Annotated in this window: 19 protein-coding genes; 2 read left to right on the top strand and 17 right to left on the bottom strand. The window is 73.6% G+C overall.

From position 1 onward, the window contains the following. Nucleotides 1–287: 287 nt before the first annotated feature. Nucleotides 288–2,378, top strand: a complete 2,091-nt coding sequence (locus tag ACFV9Q_RS26120; RefSeq protein WP_377236839.1) for a glycoside hydrolase family 48 protein — start codon at nucleotides 288–290, stop codon at nucleotides 2,376–2,378. A gap of 72 nt (nucleotides 2,379–2,450) precedes the next feature. Here ACFV9Q_RS26120 and ACFV9Q_RS26115 read toward each other — a convergent pair whose 3' ends face one another. The 14 genes from ACFV9Q_RS26115 to ACFV9Q_RS26050 all read right to left on the bottom strand — a co-directional run bounded on the left by ACFV9Q_RS26115 (nucleotide 2,451) and on the right by ACFV9Q_RS26050 (nucleotide 18,553). Next, nucleotides 2,451–3,434, bottom strand: a complete 984-nt coding sequence (locus ACFV9Q_RS26115) for a hypothetical protein (RefSeq protein WP_377236838.1) — start codon at nucleotides 3,432–3,434, stop codon at nucleotides 2,451–2,453. Between the two features lie 75 nt (nucleotides 3,435–3,509). Continuing rightward, nucleotides 3,510–4,274, bottom strand: a complete 765-nt coding sequence (locus ACFV9Q_RS26110) for a DUF4230 domain-containing protein (RefSeq protein ID WP_377236837.1) — start codon at nucleotides 4,272–4,274, stop codon at nucleotides 3,510–3,512. A 221-nt stretch (nucleotides 4,275–4,495) separates the two neighbouring features. Beyond that, nucleotides 4,496–5,128 carry an NUDIX domain-containing protein gene (locus tag ACFV9Q_RS26105; RefSeq protein ID WP_020012930.1) on the bottom strand — a complete coding sequence of 211 codons (633 nt, stop codon included), beginning with the start codon at nucleotides 5,126–5,128 and terminating at the stop codon, nucleotides 4,496–4,498. 37 nt (nucleotides 5,129–5,165) lie between these two features. Continuing rightward, nucleotides 5,166–6,842, bottom strand: coding sequence for a CTP synthase (locus tag ACFV9Q_RS26100; RefSeq protein ID WP_377229962.1), 1,677 nt, complete (start codon nucleotides 6,840–6,842; stop codon nucleotides 5,166–5,168). 127 nt (nucleotides 6,843–6,969) lie between these two features. Further along, complete coding sequence (gene murJ / locus ACFV9Q_RS26095; RefSeq protein ID WP_377236836.1) at nucleotides 6,970–8,718, bottom strand: murein biosynthesis integral membrane protein MurJ; 1,749 nt, start codon at nucleotides 8,716–8,718, stop codon at nucleotides 6,970–6,972. Next, nucleotides 8,715–9,620, bottom strand: a complete 906-nt coding sequence (locus ACFV9Q_RS26090) for a hypothetical protein (protein WP_377236835.1) — start codon at nucleotides 9,618–9,620, stop codon at nucleotides 8,715–8,717. The genes murJ and ACFV9Q_RS26090 overlap by 4 nt, the downstream gene beginning before the upstream one ends. A gap of 67 nt (nucleotides 9,621–9,687) precedes the next feature. Continuing rightward, the gene (locus ACFV9Q_RS26085; protein WP_377229965.1) at nucleotides 9,688–10,677 is read right to left on the bottom strand and encodes a copper transporter; all 990 of its coding nucleotides are present in this window, start codon (nucleotides 10,675–10,677) and stop codon (nucleotides 9,688–9,690) included. Nucleotides 10,678–10,767: 90 nt separating this feature from the next. Further along, nucleotides 10,768–11,991 (bottom strand): putative cytokinetic ring protein SteA, encoded by a 1,224-nt coding sequence (gene steA / locus ACFV9Q_RS26080; RefSeq protein WP_377229966.1) that lies wholly within the window; start codon nucleotides 11,989–11,991, stop codon nucleotides 10,768–10,770. A 5-nt stretch (nucleotides 11,992–11,996) separates the two neighbouring features. Continuing rightward, a complete protein-coding gene (gene recN, locus ACFV9Q_RS26075; protein WP_377236834.1) occupies nucleotides 11,997–13,751 on the bottom strand; it encodes a DNA repair protein RecN in 1,755 nt (584 codons plus the stop codon). A gap of 8 nt (nucleotides 13,752–13,759) precedes the next feature. Beyond that, entirely contained in the window at nucleotides 13,760–14,707 is a 948-nt protein-coding gene (locus ACFV9Q_RS26070; protein WP_377229968.1) for an NAD kinase, read from the bottom strand. Further along, nucleotides 14,704–15,765 carry a TlyA family RNA methyltransferase gene (locus ACFV9Q_RS26065; protein WP_377236833.1) on the bottom strand — a complete coding sequence of 354 codons (1,062 nt, stop codon included), beginning with the start codon at nucleotides 15,763–15,765 and terminating at the stop codon, nucleotides 14,704–14,706. Before ACFV9Q_RS26065 ends, ACFV9Q_RS26070 begins: the two co-directional genes overlap by 4 nt. 5 nt (nucleotides 15,766–15,770) lie before the next feature. Next, on the bottom strand, nucleotides 15,771–15,947 hold the full coding sequence (locus ACFV9Q_RS26060) for a hypothetical protein (RefSeq protein ID WP_285101938.1): 177 nt from the start codon (nucleotides 15,945–15,947) through the stop codon (nucleotides 15,771–15,773). Nucleotides 15,948–16,376: 429 nt separating this feature from the next. Continuing rightward, nucleotides 16,377–17,384, bottom strand: a complete 1,008-nt coding sequence (locus tag ACFV9Q_RS26055; RefSeq protein ID WP_377236832.1) for an HAD-IIA family hydrolase — start codon at nucleotides 17,382–17,384, stop codon at nucleotides 16,377–16,379. Next, nucleotides 17,381–18,553 (bottom strand): hypothetical protein, encoded by a 1,173-nt coding sequence (locus ACFV9Q_RS26050; protein ID WP_377236831.1) that lies wholly within the window; start codon nucleotides 18,551–18,553, stop codon nucleotides 17,381–17,383. The genes ACFV9Q_RS26055 and ACFV9Q_RS26050 overlap by 4 nt, the downstream gene beginning before the upstream one ends. On the opposite strand from ACFV9Q_RS26050, the gene ACFV9Q_RS26045 reads away from it, so the two are divergent. After that, nucleotides 18,542–20,155 (top strand): hypothetical protein, encoded by a 1,614-nt coding sequence (locus ACFV9Q_RS26045; protein WP_377236830.1) that lies wholly within the window; start codon nucleotides 18,542–18,544, stop codon nucleotides 20,153–20,155. The genes ACFV9Q_RS26050 and ACFV9Q_RS26045 overlap by 12 nt on opposite strands. 109 nt (nucleotides 20,156–20,264) lie before the next feature. Here the strand turns inward: ACFV9Q_RS26045 and ACFV9Q_RS26040 are convergent, their stop codons facing one another. The 3 genes from ACFV9Q_RS26040 to ACFV9Q_RS26030 are packed head-to-tail and all read right to left on the bottom strand — an operon-like array spanning nucleotide 20,265 to nucleotide 24,417. Next, a complete protein-coding gene (locus tag ACFV9Q_RS26040; RefSeq protein WP_377236829.1) occupies nucleotides 20,265–21,629 on the bottom strand; it encodes a heterodisulfide reductase-related iron-sulfur binding cluster in 1,365 nt (454 codons plus the stop codon). Continuing rightward, nucleotides 21,629–22,945, bottom strand: a complete 1,317-nt coding sequence (locus tag ACFV9Q_RS26035) for an FAD-binding oxidoreductase (RefSeq protein ID WP_377236828.1) — start codon at nucleotides 22,943–22,945, stop codon at nucleotides 21,629–21,631. Before ACFV9Q_RS26035 ends, ACFV9Q_RS26040 begins: the two co-directional genes overlap by 1 nt. Further along, complete coding sequence (locus tag ACFV9Q_RS26030) at nucleotides 22,945–24,417, bottom strand: FAD-linked oxidase C-terminal domain-containing protein (protein WP_377236827.1); 1,473 nt, start codon at nucleotides 24,415–24,417, stop codon at nucleotides 22,945–22,947. The genes ACFV9Q_RS26035 and ACFV9Q_RS26030 overlap by 1 nt, the downstream gene beginning before the upstream one ends. Nucleotides 24,418–24,557 lie beyond the last annotated feature (140 nt).

Here is a 24,557-nt window from a genome sequence, read left to right as displayed (position 1 = left end):
AGGCTGGGTTGTTGATTTGGTTTGTGGTTTTGGCCTTTCCCTTAGGGTTTTGTGTTTTGTGGCGGGTTTGCCCGAGTCTTTTTTTGCCCCTGGTGCAGACTGCCGACCTCCTTGCCGATCCCGCCCCGCACCCGGGCGCGCACCCGGCCCCGTGCGCAGTCTCCCGCATCGCCGTGTGAATCAGTTAAGTCCGTTGCCCCACCGCACCGGCAGGCCGACCGTCGAGGGTGCGCCCGCACCGCGGGCGGCGTCCGACGACGCACGCAGGCACACCCGGAGGCCCCGCCATGAACAGAGTACGAAGGCGCAGAGTCCTGGCCGCAGCAGCACTGGCCGCACTGTCGCTGGGCGCCCTGGGGGTGCTGCCCGCCACCGCCGGCCCGTTCGACGCCGGCCGGGACCGGGCACCCGCCCCACAGACCGCACCGCAGGCGCAACCCCGCGCCGCGGCCGGCGAGTACGCCGACCGGTTCCTCGCGCTGTACGAGAAGCTGCACGACCCGGCCAACGGCTACTTCTCGGCGCAGGGCATCCCGTACCACTCGGCCGAGACCCTCCTGGTGGAGGCACCGGACTACGGCCACGAGACGACGTCGGAGGCATACAGCTTCTGGCTGTGGCTGGAGACGTCGTACGGGCAGGTCACAGGCGACTGGGAGCCGTTCAACCACGCCTGGGACACGCTCGAGGCGTACATGATCCCCACCACGGAGAACCAGCCGACCAACGGCGCGTACAACCCGGGCTCCCCGGCCACCTACGCGCCCGAGCACAACCACCCGAGCGCCTACCCGGCCCGGCTCGACTCCGGTGTGGCGGTGGGCCAGGACCCGATCGGCGCGGAGCTGAGCCAGACCTACGGCACGGACGAGATCTACGGCATGCACTGGCTGGCCGACGTCGACAACGTGTACGGCTTCGGCGCCGCCCCCGGCTCCTCGGAGCTGCTGGGACCGGACTACGAGGGCACGTCGTACATCAACACCTTCCAGCGCGGCCCGCAGGAGTCGGTCTGGGAGACCATCCCCCAGCCCGCCATCGACGACTTCTCCTACGGCGGCCCCAACGGCTACCTGGACCTGTTCACCGGGGACGCGAGCTACGCGCGCCAGTGGAAGTACACCAACGCGCCCGACGCCGACGCCCGCGCCGTCGAGGCCGCCTACTGGGCCCAGCAGTTCGCGACCGAGCAGGGCGCCGGGGCCGAGGTCTCCGGCACGGTCGAGAAGGCGTCCCGCATGGGCGACTACCTGCGCTACTCGCTGTTCGACAAGTACTTCAAGGAGATCGGCTGCGAGTCCACGAGCTGCCAGGCGGGCTCCGGGCGCAGCTCGGCGCACTACCTGCTGTCCTGGTACTACGCGTGGGGCGGGGCGCTGGACACGAGCGGCCCCTGGGCCTGGCGCATCGGCTCGTCGCACGCGCACTTCGGCTACCAGAACCCGCTCGCGGCCTACGCCCTGTCCACCGACGCCGGCCTGGTCCCCGCCTCCCCGACCGCGCAGGACGACTGGGCGGTGAGCCTGGACCGCCAGATCGAGTTCTTCCAGTGGCTCCAGTCGGCCGAGGGCGGCATCGCGGGCGGCGCGACCAACAGCGTGGACGGGGCCTACGGCACGCACCCCGCCGGCGCGCCCACCTTCTACGACATGGTCTACGACGAGGCGCCCGTCTACCACGACCCGCCGTCGAACCAGTGGTTCGGCATGCAGGGCTGGGGCGTGGAGCGGATCGCGCAGCTCTACCACGAGACGGGCGACGAGCGGGCGCAGGACATCCTCGACAGGTGGGTGCCCTGGGTGCTGGACGAGATCACGGTCACGGCCGACTCCTGGCAGGTGCCGTCCGAGCTGTCCTGGACCGGAGCCCCGGACACCTGGGACCCGGCGACCCCGGGCGCCAACACCGGCCTGCACGTCGAGGTCACGGGCCACGGGCAGGACGTCGGCGTGGCCGGCGCCATCGCCCGCACTCTGATCTACTACGCCGCGGCCTCGGGCGACCAGGCCGCCGCCGACACCGCCAAGGCGCTGCTCGACGCGATGTGGGAGCAGAACAGCGACGACAAGGGCATCGCCACCGTCGAGTCCCGCGCCGACTTCGGCCGGTTCGACGACGAGTACCAGCCCGGCGGCGACGGCGTCTACGTGCCGCAGGGCTGGACCGGGACCTACCCGAACGGCGACCGGGCGACGTCCGGCGTCTCGTTCCTGGACCTGCGCTCGTTCTACGAGGACGACCCCATGTTCGGCGAGGTGCAGGAGTACCTGGACGGCGGCGACGTGCCGCAGTTCACCTACCACCGGTTCTGGGCGCAGACCGCCGTTGCCACGGCCATGGCGGAGTACGACCGCCTCCTGGGCGCGGGCGCGCAGTAACCCCGGAACGTGTCAGACCCTCAGGTCACCTTCGGTGGCCTGAGGGTCTGACACGTGAAGCGGGTGCGCGGATCAGACCTCGGGGACCCAGAGGTCCTCGCCGTTCGCGGGGGTGCCGACCGCGCCGACCCCCACCGGGACGGCGTCGGGCACGTCGCCCAGGGCGCGCTGCGCCACGGCGCCCGACGAGAAGTTCGCGTAGCACTCCGGGCAGTACCAGTCCGGCGTCGGCACGGGGGTGTCGAAGCCGCCGTACACGACGTCCGGCTCCAGCTTCATGTTGTCGTGGATCGCCTGGCCCCACACGATGCGCTTGGTGGCGCCGCGCTGACCGCACGACGGGCACGACGGGCGCATCTGCGCGCGCTGCGACAGCACCGCGTGCGGGTGCAGCAGGGCGTGGCACGGGCCGCACACCAGGAAGGTCTGCTCGATGAGGTCCGCCAGGGGGCGCTCGCCGGTCTGGCCGGTGTGGGCGCCGTCGTCGTGCGGGCGCAGCTGCATGACGTCGACGAACCGCTCGCACGACGCGCAGCGCTCCTCACGGCGCAGGTCCGTGCCCGAGACCTGCTTGTGGCCCAGCAGGCGCAGCACGTGCAGGTTGGGCGACAGCTCGTCGGTCTCGCAGTTGCCGGCGTCGAGCGTGCCGGTGGCGCCGTGCTTGTACTGGTGGGCGATGCCGTCGAGCACCAGGCGGGCGTGCTCCTGCGGCAGCCAGCCGGACGAGCGCGCGTAGGCGGCCGCGCCGTTGAAGAGGTCGTCCCAGACCACGGGCTTGTCCGGGCCGAAGACCTCGTCGCTGACCCAGTCCTCGCCCTGGCTGGCGCCCATGAGCTCGACCGCGGCGACGATGCCCGGCTCGGAGCCCACGACGGTGACGACGACGTCGCCGCGCTGCGGGCCGTCCGCGCCACCGGGCAGGCGGTGCTCGTGGCTCCGGCTCGCGATGGCGACCGCCTCGCCCAGCCAGTCCTCGGACCAGTTGAGGTAGACGGACGGAACGAGCCACGCCGGAAGGGACGAAACGTTGGGAAGCATGTCGGGTTCGCTGGTCACGCGGGGAGAATAGCGCAGCACGGTGACGCCGTTATGACACGCCCGGTGAGCGACCTTCGCGACTTACCCGGACACTTACCCGAACTCGACCACGACCTGGTCGTACCCCAACGGGGACAACATCGCCTCCAGGGTCGCGGTCGTGTTCGCGCGGGCCCGTTCGTCCAGGTCGGAGCCCGCCGCGGCGTCCGAGATCCGGTCCTGGGCCGTCGCGAGCGCCTCCTGGCGGGCGTCGGTGTCGGCGTCGAAGAGATCACCCACGCGGTCGACCAGACCCCGGTCCTCCGTCAGGGCGCGGCTGGCGTCGAGGTCGATGCGGGGCTCGGCGAGCTCCGGCTCCGGGAGCGTGACGGTGACCGTCGTGCCGTCGTCCGAGATCTCGATCGCGTCCGCGTCCAGGTCGCGGAAGTCCACGTACGCGTCGACCGAGCCGTTCACCGCGAGCACGATCCGCTCCCCCGCGAGCCAGCTCGGCACGTACCTCACGTCGTTCTCCAGGTCGACCAGCACCTCGTACTGCGCCTCGGCCGCCACGAACCGCGCCAGGTCGTGCATGCTGACCAGCACCGGCGTCTCGGACCGGTCGACCTGGCCCGTGGTGAACGGGTTGAGCCCGTCGAGCAGCGTCCGCCAGATCGCGTCGCGGAAGTCGTCGCGCAGCGCGGAGACGGCGCCCGCGACCAGCCCGGCGGTCAGCGCCGCGCCCAGCACGAACCCGAGCACGCCCGCCAGCCCGGCGGGCATCCTGCGGCGCGGCTCGCCCGACGTCGGCGTACTGCCCGACGGCGTCGGCTCTGTCCTGGAACCCACCTGCTCGGTCTGTACCTCGGTGCCCGTCATCGCCGCGCCCCTTCCCGGGGAGATACCAGACATATCTCCCACCCAGGTCTCCCACGCTAGCCCCTACCACTGACACTCGCGCAGCAGCCCATCACCTTCAAGGGGAACGCCAGAAACGACTTCGGTCGGTTGCCCCGAGATCGGTCCGTCGACGGACCGATCTCGGAGCAACCGACCGAAGTCAGCAACACATGCGACCTGAATTTTGCCTCAGGTCAGCCTCAGTTCTTGCGGTACTCCCACGGGGAGTCCACAGGGCGAAGCGTCTCCCAGTCGGAGGCCCGGCCGATCGCCGCCGCCAGCACGCCCGCGATCGTCGCCGCGTTGTGCAGCCGGCCCGCGAGCGCCAGCGCCGCGGCCTCCTCCAGCGGCACCGGGACCACGACCATGTCGGCCTCCTCGGCCTCACGCGTGTGCCGCTCGTCGTCGGGCACGGGCGTGAGGTCGCGCGCCAGGTACACGCGGACGGCCTCGTTGCTGCCGCCCGGCGTGGGCAGCAGGTCCAGCAGCACGTCCCAGGAGCCGGCGTTCATGTCCGCCTCCTCGGCCAGCTCGCGGGCCGCCGCGACGTGCGGGTCCTCGCCGTCCAGGTCGAGCAGGCCGGCGGGCGCCTCCCAGAGGAAGGCCCCGACCGGGTGCCGGTACTGGCGCAGCAGGAGCACGTTGCCGTCGTCGGTCAGCGCCACGACGACGACCGCGCCCGGGTGGTCGACGTACTCCCGCCGGACGATGCCGCCGGCCTCGCCGAGGTCGACCTCGTCGGAGACCATGTCGACCACGAAACCCTGGAACGGGACGTCGAGCCGCCGCGCGGGGCGGGGGTCGATGACGTCCGTGACCTCGTCGCTGCTCATGCTGTCCCTCCGCCGCACCTGCCGACGATCCCCAGCTTCATGAGGACTGCTTCTCGAGCGCCGCGGCGATCAGGCCCGCGAAGAGCGGGTGTGCTCGCGTGGGGCGCGACTTGAACTCGGGGTGTGCCTGCGTGGACACGAAGTACGGGTGCGTCTCGGCGGGCAGCTCGACGAACTCCACGAGCGACGAATCGGGGGACGTGCCGGAGATCAGCAGGCCCGCCTCCTCCAGCTCGACGCGGAACGCGTTGTTCACCTCGTACCGGTGGCGGTGGCGCTCGGTCACCTTCTCGCTGCCGTAGGCCTTGGCCACGACGGAGCCGGCGGTGAGCGACGCCTCGTAGGCACCCAGGCGCATGGTGCCGCCCATGTCGCCCTCGCCCTCCACGATCGACTTCTGCTCGGCCATGGTCGCCACGACGGGGTGGCTGCTGGTCGGGTGGAACTCGGTGGACGACGCGTCGGCCCAGCCCAGCACGTTGCGGGCGTACTCGATGACCATCGACTGCAGGCCCAGGCAGATGCCGAGGGTCGGCACGAGGTTCTCGCGCGACCAGCGCAGCGCCCCGACCTTGCCGTCGATGCCGCGCACGCCGAACCCGCCGGGCACCAGCACCGCGTCGACACCCTCGAGGGAGGCCTGGGCGCCCTCGGGCGTCTGGCAGTCGTCGGCGGCGACCCAGCGGATCGCCACCTTCGCGTCGTTCGCGAACCCGCCGGCGCGCAGCGCCTCGGTCACGGACAGGTAGGCGTCGGGCAGGTCGATGTACTTGCCGACCAGCGCGACCTCGACGTTGTGCTCGGGCTCGTGCACGCGCTCCAGCAGGCGGCTCCAGCCGTCCCAGTCCACGTCGTGGAAGGGCATGCCCAGGCGGCGCACCACGTAGGCGTCCAGGCCCTCGGAGTGGATGACGCGCGGGATGTCGTAGATCGACGGCGCGTCGGCGCAGTTGATCACTGCCTCGTTGTCGACGTCGCACATGAGGGCGATCTTGCGCTTGATGCTCTCGGGCACCACGCGGTCGGAGCGCAGCACGATCGCGTCCGGCTGGATGCCGATCGAGCGCAGGGCGGCCACGGAGTGCTGCGTCGGCTTGGTCTTCAGCTCGCCCGACGGGCCGATGTACGGCACCAGCGAGACGTGCAGGAAGAACACGTTGTCGCGGCCGAGCTCGTGCCGCACCTGCCGCGCGGACTCGAGGAAGGGCTGCGACTCGATGTCGCCGACGGTGCCGCCGATCTCGGTGATGATCACGTCGACGTCGTCGGACGCCTGCTCGCGCATCCGGAACTTGATCTCGTCGGTGATGTGCGGGATGACCTGCACGGTGTCGCCCAGGTACTCGCCGCGGCGCTCCTTGGCGATGACGCGCGAGTACACCTGGCCGGTCGTCACGTTGGACGAGGCGGGGAGCTCGACGTCGAGGAAGCGCTCGTAGTGCCCGATGTCCAGGTCCGTCTCGGCGCCGTCCTCCGTGACGAAGACCTCACCGTGCTGGAACGGGTTCATGGTGCCGGGATCCACGTTGAGGTAGGGATCCAGCTTCTGCATCGTGACGCTGAGGCCACGAGAACGGAGCAGGCGGCCGAGTGACGACGCCGTCAGACCCTTGCCGAGAGAGGACGCCACACCACCGGTGACGAAGATGTGCTTGGTCGGCGTGGAGGCGCCGGACCGCTGACGGGACTGGAGACTGCTTCGGTGTTCGACCACGGAACTCCATCCTAAACGAGGTACGGCGTGCTGGTGGTGTAACGACCAGCACACGCGCGCATCGCGCGGGAACTATCGACCGGTTTTGGTCGAGTCTGCCCCTGCTGCGACGTTCGCGCTCGCTAAGTCAGGCCTTCCGGGAGAACTTCCTCCCCAGCTTCCTGAACAGCGGTCCGACGGCGGCGCGCAGGTCCCGGTCGAGCAGCACCGCCACCGCCAGCGCGACGAGCGCGGCCAGCAGCCCGAAGGCCAGCCCGAGGCCAAGCTCGGCCGCGAACTCACCCCCGTCGAACCGCACCTCGTTCAGCACCTGGTTCGTGGACGTGAGGAACGAGCTCTCCCACAGGCCGAGCCGCCACGGCAGCCAGAGCCCGGCGCCGGCGCCGACGGCGGCGGCCACCAGGACCACGAGCAGGGCCCGCCAGACGCCGCCGAGCGCGGGCGCGCCCAGGTGCCGCCGGACGGCCAGGAGCAGCCCCAGCCCGGCCACGACCATCCCGGCCGTGCCCACGGCGCCCAGGGCCGCCATCACGTCGGTCCGCAGCGCGAGGTCGACGCAGGCGGAGGACGACTCGAAGCAGACCGACTCCCGCGTCCGCGACGCGAACAGCACCGGCACCAGTGCCGCTCCGATCGCTGCGACGCCCCAGCCGCTCGCGGTCGCGGTCACCGCGGCCCGCCCGTGGTCGACGGCGTACAGCGCGCGCGACAGGTGCAGGATCAGCGCGAACCCGATCAGCCCGGGCGCCAATGTGATCAGCCCCGCGGCGAGGCCGGGGGCGTCGCCGCGCACGATGAGGTCGAAGACCTGCTCGACGAACGGGGCGGCCGCGATCAGCGCGGCCATGCCCAGGGCCGTCACGAGCAGCAGGGTGCGCGTCGTGCGGGCGACCAGGTCGCGCAGCTCGCCGGTCCGGCCCGCGGAGGCGTGCTCCGCGAAGTGCGGGAACGCGCTGGTCGCGATCGGGAACGCCAGCACCGCGTACGGCAGCAGGTAGACCTGCTGTGCGTACAGGTAGACCGAGAGCGTGCCGTCGCCGCCGGCGGCGTTGGCCGCGCGCAGCGTGAGGAACACTGAGAGCTGCTGGGCCACCAGCGCGCCCACGCCCGCGAAGGCGAGACGCGCGGCGCGCGGCCCCTCCCCCGACGGGAACCGCAGCGTGGGCCGCAGCCGCAGGCCGGTGCGCCACACGGGCACCACCAGCGGCAGCGCCAGGAACAGCACGCCCACGGTGGTGCCCCAGGCCAGCCACACCAGTGCCTGGGACGAGAGCGTGGCGACGTCCTGCTGGTTGCCGTCGGCCAGCAGGTAGAAGACCCCGTAGACCGCGATGACCACGAGGCTGGAGACCAGCGGCGCGAACGCCGGCCAGAAGAACCGCTTGTGCGCCTGCAGGATGCCGCCCAGCACGACGGCGATCCCGTAGAGCGGCACCTGCACGGCGAACACCCGCAGGAACGCCGTGGCAACGTCCACCTGTACGGGATCGTCCAGCCCGGTCAGGCTGATGATCGGCCGCGCGAGCAGGGCGGTGAGGCCCGCCAGCGGCACGAGGACCACCAGCGTCCAGCCCAGCAGCGCCGACGCGATCCGGGAGGCCTGCTCCTTCGAGGCCACGGTGCCGTCGGCGGTGAACGCCGCCCGGGCCAGGGGCCCGGCGAGCAGCGGCACGACGGCGCCCGCCAGCGCGCCGCCGGCCGCGACCTCGAACAGCAGGTTGGGCAGCTGGTTGGCCGAGTTGAAGACCGTGCCGATGCCGTCGGACCCGAGCCACGCGCCCTGCGCGAGCCAGCGGCCGAAGCCGACCAGGCGGCTGGCGAGGGTGACGACGGTGACGAGCAGCGCCGCGCTCGCCAGGGACTGGGTGCGGCTCACGCGCCCGGGGTGGCCACGGGCTTGGTCTGGGCGAGCTCGGCGACCGACTCCTCGACCGCGGCCGAGGGGCGCCGGCCGAGCATGTCGGCCTTGTTCAGCCACTCGTTGTCGGCGATCACCTTCGAGAAGCTCACCTTCTCCGACGCCAGCATGAGGCCGACGACGCCGGCGAGCGCCGCCCACCGCACCGCGCGAGGCGCGTTGAACGCGACCTGGCTGCCGACGAGAGCGCCGAGGGCGTTGGCGCCGCCGTCGCCCAGCATGTCCTTCTCCCCCAGGTCACCGGGGGCCGCCGCCGCGGCGGCGCCCAGCACGGCGCCCGCCGCGCCCGTGCCGGCGAGGGCGAACGGCAGGCTCGCCGCGACGCCGGCCTTCAGGGCCCGGCCGGGACGCAGGTCGAAGAGGTTTATCAGGTTGGCGGTGCCGCCGATGAGCGCGCCGTTGAGGCCGATGTCGACCACGTGGCCGAACGCGCTGCGCGCCGTGCGGGGCGTGCCGACGGCGGACGCCAGCAGCGCGGACCCGGAGATGCCGAGCACCTTGAGGCCGCCCGTGGTCAGGCGGCCCTCCTTGAGCGCGCCGAGGTGGCCGCGCAGGCCCTTCGTGCGGGTGGCGGTGTCCTCGGCGAGGTCGTCGTAGAGGCCGAACCCGCCCGCGGCGGCCGTGGCGAACGCCGTGGCGCCCGGGGCCGCGCCGCCCCCGACGGCCGCGCCGGCGACGAGGCCGGCCGTGACCGCCGGGCCCTCCAGCAGGCTGATCGGCTCGCCGCGGTGGTTGGTCCGCGTCCACGTGTCGTCCCCGCCGAGGGCGCCCGCGGCGACCTTCTCGTCGAGCTTGCGGCGCGCGAACGCCGTCGCGATCCCGGCCACGACGCCCGCGACGATGAACCTTCCTGCACCCATGACTACCCCTCGGTCTGTGTGTCGGTCTTTGCGCTGCTCGTACCGCTCGGCCCCGGCTCGTACCCGCTCAGCCGGCGGTGTCGCCCACGGTGTCGCCGGGCGTGTTGTCGACAGCCGGCGGCAGCACCGTCGTCGCGTCGTCCTCGAGCCCGTACTGCCCCACGACGCCGCTCAGGCGCGCCGCCACCGCGAGCGGCACGTTGATCCGGCCCGCGAGCCGGTCGATGCCGCTGACGGTCGTGACCACCGCGGCGATGTCCTCGTCGTCGCGCACGGCCTGCACGGCGTCGCCCGGGTCGTCGGTCGGGCCGGCGAGGATCGCCGCGCCCGAGACCTCCTGGGCCGCCAGCGTCACGGCCGTCCACACGTCCGGCGTCGGCTCCGCCTCCTCGGTGGCGCCGTCCGCCGTCTCCTGCGGCTGCCCGGCCGGGCCCACGAGCAGCACGAGCGCCTGCGCGGTCTCCGTCTGGTCGTCGCCCGGCTCCGCGAAGCCGAAGCGCTCCAGCTGGGCCTCCAGGTCGGTGGCCTGCGAGCTGCGGTCGGTGCCGCCGTCGCTGCCGGTGAGCGACAGGGCGAGCGCCGCGCCGAGCACGGCGTTCGGGTCGTCCGTCTCGGGGACCGCGGAGCCGAGGTTGGCGCGCAGCCCCTCGGCCACGGTCTCGCGGGTCGACTCCTCGGCGGGGTCGGTCCACGCGTCCGTGAGCTCCGTCTTGGCCACGACCGAGGCGCCGGCGGTGTCGAGCTGGTTCAGCACGCCGTCGTGCGCCTCCTGGGAGACCTCGCCGAGCTGCACCACGGCCACGCGCTCGCCCTCGAGCGAGCCGGTGACCAGCTGCTGGCCCGCCGCCTCGATGTAGCGCTCGTCGCCGTCCAGCGCGCTCTGCGTGGCGTCGAGCTCGGTGCGCAGGTCGGAACGCTCGGCACGCAGTGCGTCCACCTGTTCCGTCAGCGTCTCGCCGATCGCCCCCTGCAGGGGTCCGGCACCGAGGATGATGCCGACCGCGAGGGCGAGGAAGACGGAGATGAGCGAGACGAGGTGGTATCGGAAGTCGATCACGGTGGGAAGGAGTCCTTAAGCATGTTCCGGGCGGTGGAAGGCCCGGTGTCAGGTCGGGGCGGCGTGCTTGCGAGGAAGCATCCTCGCAGGTCAGCCGCCGAACAGGTGACCGATCCAGGACACGACGTCGTCGAACCGCGCCCCCATCAGTCCGAAGAAGGTCTGGCCGGCCGACGTCGAGGCCAGCGCCGCGAGCACCGCCGCGACGCCCGCGCCGGACAGCAGCGTGAGCTGGGTGTTCGAGATCCGCGTGCGGTACAGCCGGGACACGCCCTTGGCGTCGACCAGCTTGCCGCCGACCCGGAGCCGGGTGAGGAAGGTGGAGGCCATGCCCGAGCGTCCCTTGTCGAGGAACTCCACGAGGGTGGCGTGCGTGCCGACGGCGACGATGAGCTCGGCACCCTTGTCGTCGGCCAGCAGCATGGTGATGTCCTCGCTGGTCCCCGTGGCGGGGAAGACGACGGGCTCCACGCCGAGCGCCTTGACGCGCTCCAGCCCGGGTGCCTTGCCGTCGCGGTAGGCGTGCACCACGATCTCCGCGCCGCAGGCCAGCGCCCGGTCGGAGACGGAGTCCATGTCGCCCACGATCATGTCGGGCTGCCAGCCCGCGTCGATGATCGCGTCGGCGCCGCCGTCCACGCCGATCAGGACGGGCCGGTTCTCCCGGATGTAGGACCGCAGCTGCGCCAGGTCCTCCCGGTAGTGGTAGCCCCGCACCACGATCAGCACGTGCCGGCCGTCGATGTGGGTCCGGATGTCCGGCACGCCGACGCCGTCGAGCAGGAGGTCCCGCTCGCGGCGCAGGTACGTCATCGTGTTCTCGGCGAACCGCTCGATCTCGGCCGACAGGCCTTCGCGGGCCGCGGCCATGTTCGCCGCCACCGTGCGCGGCGTCTGGAACGTGCCCGTGGCCACGACCTCGCCGTCGACGACGACCTCGCCGCCCACGATCTCGATGTCGGCGTGCTCGTCGATCTTCATGACCGACGGCCCCAGGTCGTCCACCAGGACGATCCCGGCCTCGACCAGGATGTCGGGGCCCGTGTTGGGATACCTGCCGGACGTCGACGGGGCGGCGTTCAGGACGGCGACGGGCGCGGCCGCCACCAGGGCGTCGGCCGCGACCCGGTCGATGTCCACGTGGTCGATCACGGCGACGTCGCCGTGGTTCAGCCGGGACGTGAGCTCCTTGGTGCGCGCTCCGATCCGGGCGGGACCGTGCGCCACGGTCTGCGGCAGCACCGTGGCCTGGTCGGCGGCACTCTTCGCTGCGCCCTTGTCGGCGCGCTTCTCGGGTCGGGAGATCAGCTTCATCCGCTCTATCGTCCCACGACCGAGGACTCCAGGAGCTCCAGCGCGTGGGTACGCGCCGTCTCCGAGTCGTCCTGGCCGGACAGCATGCGCGCCAGCTCGCGGACCCGGGCGTCCGCGGTGACCTCGCGCACGCCCGTGACCGTGATCATCCCGTCGTCGCCGTCGCTCGCGCCGGCCTCGCCGTCCGAGCTCTTGGTGACCACGAGGTGCGCGTCCGCGAACGCGGCGACCTGGGCCAGGTGGGTCACGACGACCACCTGGGTGCTGCGCCCGAGCTGCGCCAGCCGGCGGCCCACCTCGACCGCCGCCCGGCCGCCGACCCCGGCGTCGACCTCGTCGAACACGAACGTGCTGCGCGGGGTGTCCGCGGTGCGCGCCGCGGCCGCGCCGCCCGACGTCGCCAGGGCGACCTCCAGGGCGAGCATCACGCGGGAGAGCTCACCGCCGGACGCGCCCTTGCCGAGCGGACGCTCCGGGGCGCCGGGGTGCGGCACCAGCAGGAACGTCACCTGGTCGGCGCCGAACGGCCCCGGCTGGTCGAGCCCGTCCACCGTGACCACGAGGTGCGCGCCGCCCATCGCGAGGCCGTGCAGCTCGTTCGTCACGGCCTCGGCCAGCTCGGACGCGCCGCGGCTGCGCTCGGCCGTGAGGATCTCCGCCAGCCGGTCCAGCTCGCCGTCCAGCTCCGCCACGCGGGCGCGCATCGAGGTGAGGCGGTCGCCGCCGTCGTCCAGGTCGAGCAGGCGCAGGCCCGCGTCGCTGGCCCACTGCAGCACCTCGTCGATGGTCTCGCCGTACGACCGGGTCAGGCCGTTCAGCTCCGCCATCCGGTTGTGCGCCGTCTCCAGCCCGGCCGGGTCGGCCTGCAGGTCGTCCACGTAGGCGGCGACGTCGGTCGCCACGTCCGACAGGAGGTAGCCCACCTCGGCGAACCGCGTGGCGAGCACGCCGAGCGCGGCGTCGGAGTGCGCCGCCGCGTCCAGTGCGCGCCGCGCGCGCTCGACCAGCGCGATCGCGTTCTCCCGGGCGCCGTCGGCGTCCTCGCCCGCGACGGCCTCGTGCGCCTCGGTGGCCGCCGTGCGCAGGCCCTCCGCGTTGGACAGGCGCTCGATCAGCGCCTGCAGCTCGGCGTCCTCGCCGCTGACGGGGTCGACGCGCTCGATCTCCTCCAGGCCGATGCGCAGCAGCTCCACCTCGCGGGCCCGCTCGGCGCCGCGCGCCTCCAGGTCCGCGATCTCGGTCAGCAGGCCGCCGCGCTCGCTCCACGCGGTGCGGTAGGACGCCAGCACGCGCTGGTGGGCAGGGCCCACGAAGGTGTCCAGGGCGTCGCGCTGCTTCGCGGAGGTGCGCAGCCGGAGCTGGTCGGCCTGGCCGTGCACCGTGAACAGGTCCTCGGCGATCTCCGCGAGCACGCCCTGCGGCACGGCGCGGCCGCCCAGGTGCGCGCGGGAGCGGCCGTCGGCGATGGTGCGCAGGATCACGACGGTGCCGTCGTCCTCCACCTCGCCGCCCGCCTCGTCGACGCGGCCCAGCACGGCGTCACGCCCGGAGACGCGCACCCGCCCCTCGACCGCGGCCGACGACGCGCCCGGGCGCACCGACTGCGGGTCGGCCTTGGCGCCCATGAGCAGGTTCAGCCCCGTGAGCACCATCGTCTTGCCCGCGCCGGTCTCGCCCGTGATGACGGTCAGGCCGTCCGACAGGGGTACCCGGGCCGAGCGGATGACGCCCAGGTTCTCGATAGCGATCTCCTCGAGCACCTGACTCCTTAATTCTCTGGTGTGGTGTCGGCTGGGTCAGAAGGTACATCCTGCCCTGCTGCCTGCCCCGACCCGACACGGTCCCGCCAGCCCGAGACGGGCAGGCTGAACTTCGACACGAGGCGGTCCGCGAACGGCGCGTTCGACAACCGTGCGAGCCGCACCGTACCGCCCTGGCGCACGACGACGCGAGAACCGCGGGGCAGCCGGATCTCCCGCCGCCCGTCACAGGTCAGCACGCCCTCGACCGTGGACTGCGGCAGCACGTCGACCGTGTACCGCGACTTCGGGCCGATCACGAGCGGCCGCGCGAACAGCGCGTGCGCCGACAGCGGCACCATCAGCACGGCGTCGACGTCCGGCCAGATCACCGGCCCGCCGCCCGAGAACGCGTGCGCCGTGGAGCCCGTCGCGGTGGACATCACCACGCCGTCGCAGCCGAACGACAGCAGCGGGCGGCCGTCCACCCCGATCGCGACCTCGAGCATGCGGTCGCGCGACGCCTTCTCGACGGTCGCCTCGTTCAGCGCCCAGCCGACCACCGGCTCCGCCGTGCCCGGCAGGTGCACCGTCACGTCGACCGTGGCGCGCTCCTCCACGTCGTAGTCCCGCGCGACCAGCCGCCGGACGGCGGCGCCGAGGTCCTCGCGCTCCGACTCCGCGAGGAAGCCGACGTGCCCGAGGTTCACGCCGAGCAGCGGCACGTCCGTGCCGCGCGTCAGCTCCGCCGCGCGCAGGATCGTGCCGTCGCCGCCCAGCACCATCACGGCCTCGGCGTTGTGCACGCCCTCCGCGAGGCGCTTGGCCGCCATGTGGTCGCCGAACTCCTCCGCGAGCGCGTCGTCGTGCAGCGTGTACTCGAAGCCGGCGGCCTTCAGCTCGCGCAGCGCCTCGGCCAGCGCGGCGACCGCCTGGGGACGACCGCCATGGGTCACGATGAGGACGCGCCGGGTCACGATCGGGGCTCCTTCTGCTCGGTGTGCTGCCGGTCAGGGTGCTGCTGGTCGATGTCCTGCTGGTCGGTGTGCTGCTGGTCGGTGTGCTGCTGGTCGGTGTGCTGGTCCTGGTGCTCGCCCGGCCCCCCGGCCGGGGGTGGGTCGTCCTGCCGTCCGTGCACGACGACGGCCGGCGGCTCCGGCGGGTGGCCGGGCCGCGTCGCGGGCTCGCCGTGCGCCGGGTCCCAGGCCACCGCCGTCTCGACGGCCGCCGCGAGCGCCAGGTCGTCCCCGGGGGTCCAGTCGGTCGCGCCCGCCGGCGTCAGCCACACGAAGAACTCGCGGTTGCCGCTCGGTCCCGGCAGCGGGCTCGGCACCACGGCGCGCGCCAGCAGGCCCAGGCCCTCGGCGGCGCGCAGCACGGTGGTGACCGCCTCGGCGTGCAGCGCGCGGTCGCGCACCACGCCGCCGCTGCCCAGGCGCTCGCGCCCCACCTCGAACTGCGGCTTGACCATCAGCAGCGCCTGCGCCCACGGGCGCAGCACGGCCGCGACGGCGGGCAGCACCACGGTCAGGGAGATGAACGAGAGGTCGGCGACCACGAGGTCCGGGGCCTGGGCCAGGTCGCCCGGCGTCAGCTCGCGGACGTTGAGGCCCTCGACCACCGTGACCCGGTCGTCGTCGCGCAGCGCCGGCACGATCTGGTCATGGCCCACGTCGACCGCGACCACGTGGGCCGCGCCGCGGCGCAGCAGCACGTCCGTGAAGCCCCCGGTCGAGGCACCGAGGTCGGCGCAGAAAGCGCCCTCGACCACCGGTCCGCCCGGCACGTGGGCCAGGGCGTCGAGCGCCCCGACCAGCTTGAGGGCGGCGCGCGACGCGTACTCGTGCTCGGGGTCGGCGCCGGGGGCGACCGACACCTCGTCGCCGTCGGACACCGCCGCCGACGGCTTGGCCACCGCCCGCCCCGCCACCGTGACCCGGCCGGACGCGACGAGCTCCGCGGCATGGCGCCGCGAACGGGCCAGCCCACGGCGGACCAGCTCCGCGTCCACGCGCGTGCTCACAGTCGTCGTCACCACCGTCAGGCGTCACCGCTCAGGTGCGCGCGCAGGGCGTCGTGGACCGCCTCGAACCGGGCGACGTGCTCGGCCGGGGGCAGGTCGTCCAGCCCGTCGAGCGCGTCGAGCGCATGCCGGACGCCCGCCTCGGGATCGGCCGGGCCGGTCGCGGGTTCCTGGGTCTCGTAGAACTCGTCCATCGTGCGTCAACGCTCCACTGTGCTCGTCCGTACTGCGCTCGTCCGTGCCGGTGCTTCGCCCGTGCTGGTGCTCGTCCCTGCTGGTGCCTGCTCGGCGACGTTCCTCGGCGACGACCCGCCGCGCGCGGACCGTCGGCATGCTGCAAGACACGGTACCTGTCGCCTCCGACAGAACCTGGGAGAATTCCGTCAGGTTCTCTGCGAGGAGAAGCCGCCCGCCCGCGCCGCCGCGCCACAGAAGTGCGCATCTACCCCGCCATTGCGCCCGAAACACAGCTGATTCCGGGCCCGATGACGGGGTAGAACCGCACTTCCGTACACCGCACCTGCTCCCGCAAGGTGCGCTTCTACCCAGCGATTGGGCCCGGAATCGCGCTGTTTCCGGGCCTGATCGCTGGGTAGAAGCGCACCTTCACGAGGTCAGCCGGATCAGACCGTGAAGTCCGGGACCGTTGTCTGGTCCAGGGGCTCGCCGGCGTCCGTCGCGGCCCAGGACGCGGCGCACGCCGCGCGGACCAGGTCGATGCCGGCGCCGTCGAGCCGCAGCTCGCCGTCGGCCACCCGGGCCGCCGCGCCGCCCGACACGTACCAGCCGTCCGCCAGCGCGGGCGCGCCGTGCGGCTCCAGCAGGGCCCGCAGGTCGGCCCCCACGAACGAGGGGCGCTCCCCCGGCACGGCCAGCACGGCGTCGCGCGCCGTCGAGACGCCCGTCAGCACGTGCAGCCCCGGGTACCCGCCGCCGCGCGCGCCGGCGAGATCCGTGTCGAGCCGGTCCCCGATCACCAGCGGCCGGCTCGCCCTGGCCCGCTCGACCGCGAGCCGGTACATCGTGGGCGACGGCTTGCCGGCGCTGTCCGGGGTGACCCCCGTCGCCGACACCACGGCACCCACCAGGGCGCCGTTCCCCGGCGCGAACCCGCGCGCCGTCGGCAGCGACAGGTCGAGGTTGCTCGCCACGTGCCAGGCGCCACGGCCCACCGCGTACGCGGCCTCTGCGAGCTGTTCCCAGCCCAGCTCGGGGGAATAGCCCTGGGCGACGGCGTCCGGCTCGTCGTCCGCCGACTCCACCACGGTGAAACCCGCCGACCGCACCGCCGTGACCAGGCCCTTGCCACCCACGACGAGCACCTTCGCGCCCTCGTCCAGCCGCGTGGTCAGCAGCGCCGCGCAGGCCTGGGCGGCGGTCATCACCTCGTCCGGGTCGGTCGGGATGTCCAGGCCGGTGAGCTGGCCCGCGACGTCCTCCGGCTCGCGCGACGCGTTGTTCGTCACGAACAGCAGCCGCATCCCGCCCGACCGCGCCGCGGCCAGGCTCGCCGAGGCGTGCTCGATCGGCAGGTGCCCCTTGTACGCGACGCCGTCCAGGTCGACGAGCGCGAGGTCGTAGGCCTCGGCGAGCGGGACGTCGCTCGCCAGCAGCCCGGCGGTCGCCGTCACTCCTTCTCCTGCCCGACGCCGGACCGGTCGCCCTCAGCGGCCGGCTCGCCCTCGGCGTCGGCCGCGTCGGTGGCGGTCGCCTCGGACGCAGACGTCGTCACCTCGGTCGCGGTCACCTCGGTCGCGGTCACCTCGGTCTCCGTCACCTCGGTCGCGGGCGACGCGTCGGTCGCTCCGGTCGACGGAGCATCCGAGGCCTCGTCGGACTCGGCGGCACTCGGCTCGTCGACGGCGTCCGCCTCGGGCTCGTCGGCACCGGCCTCGTCGCGGTCGGACTGGTCGTCGTCGGACTCGTCGCGGTGAGAGTCGTCGTCCGATTCCTCGTCGTCCTCGTCGTCCTCGTCGGCGGAATCAGCTGAGTCGGGGGAGTCGGCGGAATCAGCCGAGTCGGCCGAGTCAGCTGAGTCAGCCGAGTCAGCCGAGTCAGCGGATTCCGGGGAGTCCTCGGAATCGGCCGAGTCAGCGGATTCCTCGTCCTCTTCGTCCTCGTCCTCGTCGTCGCCCTCAATCGGGTCCTCGTCGTCCGAGTCCTCGTCGTCCGCGAACTCCTCCGGGTGCTCCGCGGCGTACTCCTGCTCGGCGATCGCCGCGTCCTCCTCGACGTCGAACACGGTGATGTCCTCGTCCGGCGTCTGCGCGCCGATCGCCCGCTCGAGGGCCTCGCTGTCGACCGACGCCAGGAGCGCGGCGGCCTCGTCGGCCCGGCCCGCGGCCTCGAGCGCCACGGCCCGCGCCTGCACCACGCGCACCCCGAGGTCGCCCTGGGCGTCCTCGGCCGAGACCTTGTCCAGCACGGCCAGGGCGGCGTCGTGCTCGCCCAGGTCCGAGCGGGCGCCGCTCGCCACGATCGCGAGCTCGATGCGGCCGGTCGCGTCCAGCGTCGCCGCCTCCTCCGAGGCCGCGAGCGCCAGGGCGCGCTCCGGACGGCCGAGGCCGCGCTCGGCGTCGGCCATGATCGGCAGGTGCTCCGACGAGCCGTTCAGCCGGCGGACGGTGCGCAGCTCGCGCAGCGCCTCCGCGTACCGGTTGGTGTGGTACGCGGCGATGCCGGCGGCCTCACGCACGATGTCGATGCGGCCGGCGCCACGCACCGCGGCCTGGGTGTGCTCGTAGGCACGCTCCGGGTCGACGTCGAGCAGCCGGCCCGCCATCACCAGGTGCAGCCCCACGTACTCGGCGTGGTCCTTGCTCAGGCCGCGCAGACGCGAGCGGACGTCGCGGTCGAGCTGGCTGAACGAGGCGTCCTCGGCGATCTCCGGCTCGGGGGCGCGGGGAGCGCGCTCCTCACGCTCCTCGTGGTTCTCCGGGCGGGGCCGGTCGTCGCGGTCGCCGAACGAACGGCGCTGACGGTCGCCACCGCGGTCGTCGTTGCGCGGGCGGCTGCCGCCGCGGTCGTCACGACGGGGCCGGTCGCCGCCCCTGTCGTCACGACGGGGCCGGTCGCCGCCCCTGTCGTCACGGCGCGGACGGTCACCACCACGGTCGTCGAAGGACCGGCGGGGCCGGTCGCCGTCGTTCCCCTGGAACGAGCGGGCGCCGCCGGCCTGCGCACCGCGGCTGTCGCGGGCGCCACGGTCGTCGCGGTCACCGTAGGAGCGGCGCGGACGGTCGTCGCCGCCACGCTGGTACGGCCGGTCGCCACCACGGTCGTCACGACGCGGACGGTCACCACCACGGTCGTTGAACGAACGCTGCGGGCGGTCGTCGCGGCCGCGGCCGTCACGGGCGCCCCGGTCGTCGCGGTCGTTGAACGAACGCTGGGAACGGTCGTCCCGGTCTCCGTACGAACGACGTGGGCGGTCGTCGCCACCGCGCTGGTACGGCCGGTCGCCACCACGGTCGTCACGACGCGGACGGTCACCACCACGGTCCTCGAAGGACCGACGAGGACGGTCGTCACGGTCGTTGAACGAACGCTGCGGACGGTCGTCCCGGTCACCGTGCGAACGACGCGGACGGTCGTCACCACCACGCTGGAAGGGACGGTCGCCACTACGGTCGTCACGACGCGGACGGTCACCACCACGGTCCTCGAAGGACCGACGCGGACGGTCGTCACGGTCGTTGAACGAACGCTGCGGACGGTCGTCCCGGTCACCGAAGGACCGGCGGGGCCGGTCGTCGCCCTGACGCGCCGGACGGTTGTCGCCCCGGTCGTCGAAGTTCCGGCGGGGCCGGTCGCCACCGCGGTCGTTGAAGGAACGCTGCGGACGGTCGTCGCGGTCGCCGAAGGACCGGCGGGGGCCGTCGTCGCGGCGCGCGGGACGGTCGCCCCCGCGATTGTCCCGGTCCTCGTACCGGCGCGGACGGTCGCCGTCCCCACCACGGAACGGACGGGCACCGCGGTCGTCGCGGCCGGCCCGGTTGTCCCGCTCGCCGTACGAACCCCGGTTGTCCCGCTCGCCGTACGAACGGCGGGGACGGTCGTCGCCTCCGCTCCGGAACGGACGGTCGCCGCCGCGGTCGTCACGACGCGGCCGGTCGCCGCCACGGTCGTCGGAGGACCGGCGCGGCCGGTCGTCGTCGCGCCGGGGCGCGCTGCCGCCGCGGGCGCCGTCATACCGGCGGCCCCGGTCTCCACCGCGCTCACCGCCCCGGTCGTCGCGACGCGGGCCGTCGTTGCGGTAGGCGCCCTTGCGCTCGCCGCGGCGGTCGCCCTCGCGGTCGTTCCCCTGGTCACGGGGCGTTTCGTTCACGGTGTTCCCTTCGATGACAGATGCCCGAACATTCTCCCACGGGAGCCGTCGTCTCCCGGGGTCGAAAGGATGTGACGTGTGCGTCCGCGGACCCCAGTTCGAGTTCGGTCGGTTGCGCCGAGATCGGTCGATTGATCGACCGATCTCAGCGCAACCGACCGAACTCAATGCCCGCGGGCGAGGCTCAGCCCAGCAGCTCCTCCGGGCCGGCACCGCGCAGCGACGCGTCCAGCACCAGCACCAGGTGCGCCGTCGGCATGGCTCGCCCCTGCCGGGACAGCGCGTCGGTGATCTGCAGCAGGCAGCCCGGGTTGGACGTGACCAGCAGCTCGGCGCCGGTCGCCGCCACGTGGGCGGCCTTGCGGTCGCCCAGCTCGCGCGCCGGCTCCGGGTTCGTCAGGTTGTAGATGCCGGCCGACCCGCAGCACATGTCGCCCTCGCCGATCTCCCTGACCACGAGCCCCGGGATCGTCGCGAGCACCGCGCGCGGCTGGGCCTTGACGCCCTGCGCGTGCCGCAGGTGGCAGGCGTCGTGGTAGGCCACTGTCAGCGGCAGCGGATGCCGCGGCGCGACGGGCTCCAGCTCCGCCAGCACCTCGGAGACGTCCCGGGTCCGGTCCGCGAAGGCAGCGGCACGCTCGGCGTGCTCCGGGTCGTCCGCCAGCAGGTCCGCGTAGTCCTTCATCGTGGAGCCACACCCGGCCGAGTTCGCCACGATCCGCTCCACGCCGGCGTCCGCGAACGCGTCGATCAGCGCCCGGGCGTAGTCCAGCCCCTCGGCCTCGCGCCCGGCGTGCACGGACAGCGCGCCGCAGCACCCCTGGTCCGGCGGCACGACGACGTCGCAGCCCTCCGCCGCGAGCACCCGCGCCGTCGCCGCGTTGACCCCGGGGTAGAACTCCCGCTGCACGCAGCCCAGCAGCAGCCCGACCGTCATCCGCCGCTCGCCCACGGCGGGAACGAGCGCCGGCACCGGGATGCGCGGGCCCACCGGCGGCGCGATCGCCTCCATCGTCGCCAGCGTCGGCGACATCCGGGCCAGCACCGGACGCGCCAGCCGCGACAGCCCCGACCGCTGGTACGCCGCGAGCAGCGGGAGCACGCGCCGCAGCCGCTCCGGCCGCGGGAACAGCGCGAAGACCGCCGACCGAAGCAGCCGCTGCCCCCGCGTCCGGTGCTCGGCGCCGCGCCGCTCGACCTGCTGCCGGGTCGCCTCGACGAGCTTGTCGTACTGCACCCCCGACGGGCACGCCGTCACGCACGCCATGCAGCCGAGGCACGCGTCGACGTGCTGGACGAGCGACGCCGACATCGGCTCGCCCTCCAGCCCCTGCTTCATGAGGTGGATCCGGCCGCGCGGGGAGTCCATCTCCTCGCCCCACAGCGAGTAGGTGGGGCACGCGGGCAGACAGAACCCGCAGTGCACGCAGTCGTCCACCAGCTCCCGGGCGGGCGGGTGGTGCCCGTCGAAGGCACCCCTGTCGATGCCTGGCCCGTCGGACCCCGGCCCGTCGAAGGAGCCCAGCAGGTCCGGCTTCGCCTCGGTCATCAGATGCCTCCCACGAATCGGCCCGGTGCCAGGTTCCGCCCGGGATCGAGCTGTCGCTTGATCGCCCGCATCAGGTCCAACCCGCCCACGGGACCCCACGGGTCCAGCGCCGCCCGCACCTCGCGCGACGCCCGCAGCACGGTCACGGTCCCCTCGCGCGGACCGGGCGCGGCCGCCCGCAGGTGCCCGACGGCGAGCGCGGTCGCCTCGGGCGAGCCCGTCACCGCGGCATGCAGCACCCCGGCGGCGGTCCCGCGCAGCGCGATCCCGACGTCGTACCGCTGCTCCGCGTCCCGCGCCGCCGCCAGCAGGGCGGCCACCCCGGTGAGCGTGGCGGTCGCCTTGGCCAGGGTCGGCCCCGGCTGCCCGAGGGCGGCGCCCGGCGAGCCCCCGCGCCCGGCAACGACCCCGCCAGGCCCGGCCCACGCGGCGCCCGGCAGCTCGCCCCACCACACCGGCGGCCCGGCCTGGACCCGCCCGCCCAGCAGGTCGGCGGCCGCGGCGGCCCGCTGCCCGACGGCGTCCGCCGTCCCCTCCAGCAGCACCACCACCTCGGCGACGTCGCTCCCGGCGGGCCGGTCGATCTCGACCGCCGCGGGCGCGAGCTGCGAGGCGACCACGTCCCGCGCCCGCGCGGCGACGTCGGCCAGCGGACCGGAGCCGACCACGAAGGCCCGGTCCGGCCGGGCCGGATGCAGCCGGAACGCGGCCCGGACCACCACACCGAGGGTGCCGTACGCGCCGGTCAGGAGCTTGGCGAGGTCGTACCCGGCGACGTTCTTGACCACCTTGCCGCCCGAGGAAGCCCGCGTGCCGTCGGCGAGCACGACCGTGGCGCCCAGCACGAGGTCGCGAACGGCGCCGCGCTGCAGCCGGCGCGGTCCGGACGCGCCGGTCGACAGCATGCCGCCCACGGTGGAGCCGCCCGCGAGCCGGCCCGGCGCCAGGTCCACCACCAGCTCCTGGGCGGCCCGTCCGACGGTCTCCGACAGCGCGGCGACGGGCAGCCCGGCTTCCGCGACCACCACGAGGTCGCCCGCGCCGTGCTCCACGAGCCGGTCCAGCCCGGTGGTGTCCAGGATCAGGTCGGCCCGCTCGGGCGGCGCGCCCCAGTCGAGCGCCGTGCCGGCCCCGCGCGCCACGGTGACGAGTCCCTGCGCGGTCGCCTCGTGCAGCACGGCCGCCACCCCCTCCGCCGACGCCGGACGAGCGACCGCCGTGGCGGGCACCCCGTCGACGGCGTCGCCCGGACCTGCCTCCCGCACTTCTCCCCCGTGCTGCCACAGCGCGTCGCCGAGCCGCTGCAGGTCCGCCATCAGAAGACCTCCGCCACGCCGGACTCCGCCAGGGGGTGCGCGCCCTGGTGCCGCCCCGGGCGCTCCCCGCACAGGCGCGGCGTCGGGAACACCTTTCCTGGGTTGGAGATGCCGTCGGGGTCGAACGCGCAGCGCACCGCCTGCATCGTGTCGAGGTCGTCGGCGGTGAACATGCGCGGCATGTGCTTGGCCTTGTCGGCGCCCACGCCGTGCTCGCCCGTGATCGACCCGCCGTGCTCCAGGCACAGGTCGAGGATGCCGCCGGCCACCGCCTCCGCCCGCTCCACGGCGCCCTCGACCGCGCCGTCGAACAGCACGAGCGGGTGCAGGTTGCCGTCGCCCGCGTGGAAGACGTTCGCCACTCGCACGCCGGCGCTCTCGCCCAGCTCCGCGATCTGGCGCAGCACGAGCGGCAGCGCCGTCCGCGGGATCACGCCGTCCTGCACGATGTAGTCCGGGCTGATGCGGCCGACCGCGGCGAACGCGGACTTGCGGCCCTTCCAGATCAGGGCGCGCTCGTCGTCGTCCGCCGCGACCCGCACCTCGAACGCGCCGGCGGCCTCGCACAGCCGCACGACGTCGTCGAACTCCCCCGCGACGTCCGGCGCCGGACCGTCCAGCTCGACCACGAGCACGGCGCCCGCCCCGTGCGGGTAGCCGCAGTGCACCGCGGCTTCCGCGGCCTCGATCGCGAGCGCGTCCATCATCTCGATCGCCGCGGGGATCACGCCCGCCGCGATGATCGCGGAGGTGGCGGCCCCGGCGTCGTCCATCGTGTGGAAGGCGGCGAGCAGGGTGCGGACCTCCTGTGGCAGCCGGGTCAGGCGCACCGTCGCCGCCGTGACCACGCCGAGCGTGCCCTCGCTGCCGACGAGCGCGCCGAGCAGGTCGTAGCCGGGCGCGTCCGGCGCCTTGCCGCCGATCTCGACCTGCTCGCCGCCCGGCGTGACCAGGTCCACGCCCGTGACGTGGTTGGTGGTGAAGCCGTACTTGAGGCAGTGCGCCCCGCCGGAGTTCTCGGCGACGTTCCCGCCGATCGAGCACACCGACTGGCTGGACGGGTCCGGCGCGAAGTAGTAGCCGTCGGGGCTGGTCGCCGCCGTGAGGTGCAGGTTGATCACCCCCGGGTCGACCACGGCGCGCTGGTTGTCGGCGTCGATCTCGCGGACCGCCCGCATCTGCGACATGACCACGAGCACGCCCTCGGAGTGCGGCAGCGCCCCGCCCGACAGCCCCGTGCCCGACCCTCGCGCGACGAACGGCACGCCGTGCCGGGCGCAGGCCGTCACGGTGGTCGCGACGTCGGCGGCGTCCCGGGCGAGGACCACGACCCCGGGGATCACGCGGTACGCGGCGAGGCCGTCACACTCGTAGGTCCGCCGCCGCTGCCGGTCCGTGACGACCTGCTCCGCACCGAGCGCGCCCACCAGCTCGCGGATGACACCGGACAACCCTGACTCGCTGACACCCAAGGCAACCTCCTCGTTGCACGGTCCTCGCCCTCCGCTCCTTCGTTGAGTGCTGGGGGGTTTTTTTCTCCCCGGGACGGGGGGAAAAAAAAAAAAAAAACCCACAAAAAGGAAGGGGAGCGGGGGGAGAGTAGGAAGGGGAG

Source organism: Promicromonospora sp. NPDC059942 (genome assembly GCF_042731755.1).
Taxonomy (GTDB): domain Bacteria; phylum Actinomycetota; class Actinomycetes; order Actinomycetales; family Cellulomonadaceae; genus Promicromonospora.
Note: the sequence above shows the minus strand (reverse complement) of the source record. Positions and strands in the feature narration are given on the sequence as shown.

What these genes read in the sequence shown, in the direction of transcription:
- ACFV9Q_RS26060 (WP_285101938.1), bottom strand. Translation starts at nt 15,947, where the DNA reads ATGGACGAGTTCTACGAGACCCAGGAACCCGCGACCGGCCCGGCCGAT.
- ACFV9Q_RS26040 (WP_377236829.1), bottom strand. Translation starts at nt 21,629, where the DNA reads ATGACCGAGGCGAAGCCGGACCTGCTGGGCTCCTTCGACGGGCCGGGG.
- steA (WP_377229966.1), bottom strand. Translation starts at nt 11,991, where the DNA reads ATGAAGCTGATCTCCCGACCCGAGAAGCGCGCCGACAAGGGCGCAGCG.
- ACFV9Q_RS26120 (WP_377236839.1), top strand. Translation starts at nt 288, where the DNA reads ATGAACAGAGTACGAAGGCGCAGAGTCCTGGCCGCAGCAGCACTGGCC.
- ACFV9Q_RS26110 (WP_377236837.1), bottom strand. Translation starts at nt 4,274, where the DNA reads ATGACGGGCACCGAGGTACAGACCGAGCAGGTGGGTTCCAGGACAGAG.
- ACFV9Q_RS26035 (WP_377236828.1), bottom strand. Translation starts at nt 22,945, where the DNA reads ATGGCGGACCTGCAGCGGCTCGGCGACGCGCTGTGGCAGCACGGGGGA.
- ACFV9Q_RS26105 (WP_020012930.1), bottom strand. Translation starts at nt 5,128, where the DNA reads ATGAGCAGCGACGAGGTCACGGACGTCATCGACCCCCGCCCCGCGCGG.
- ACFV9Q_RS26090 (WP_377236835.1), bottom strand. Translation starts at nt 9,620, where the DNA reads ATGGGTGCAGGAAGGTTCATCGTCGCGGGCGTCGTGGCCGGGATCGCG.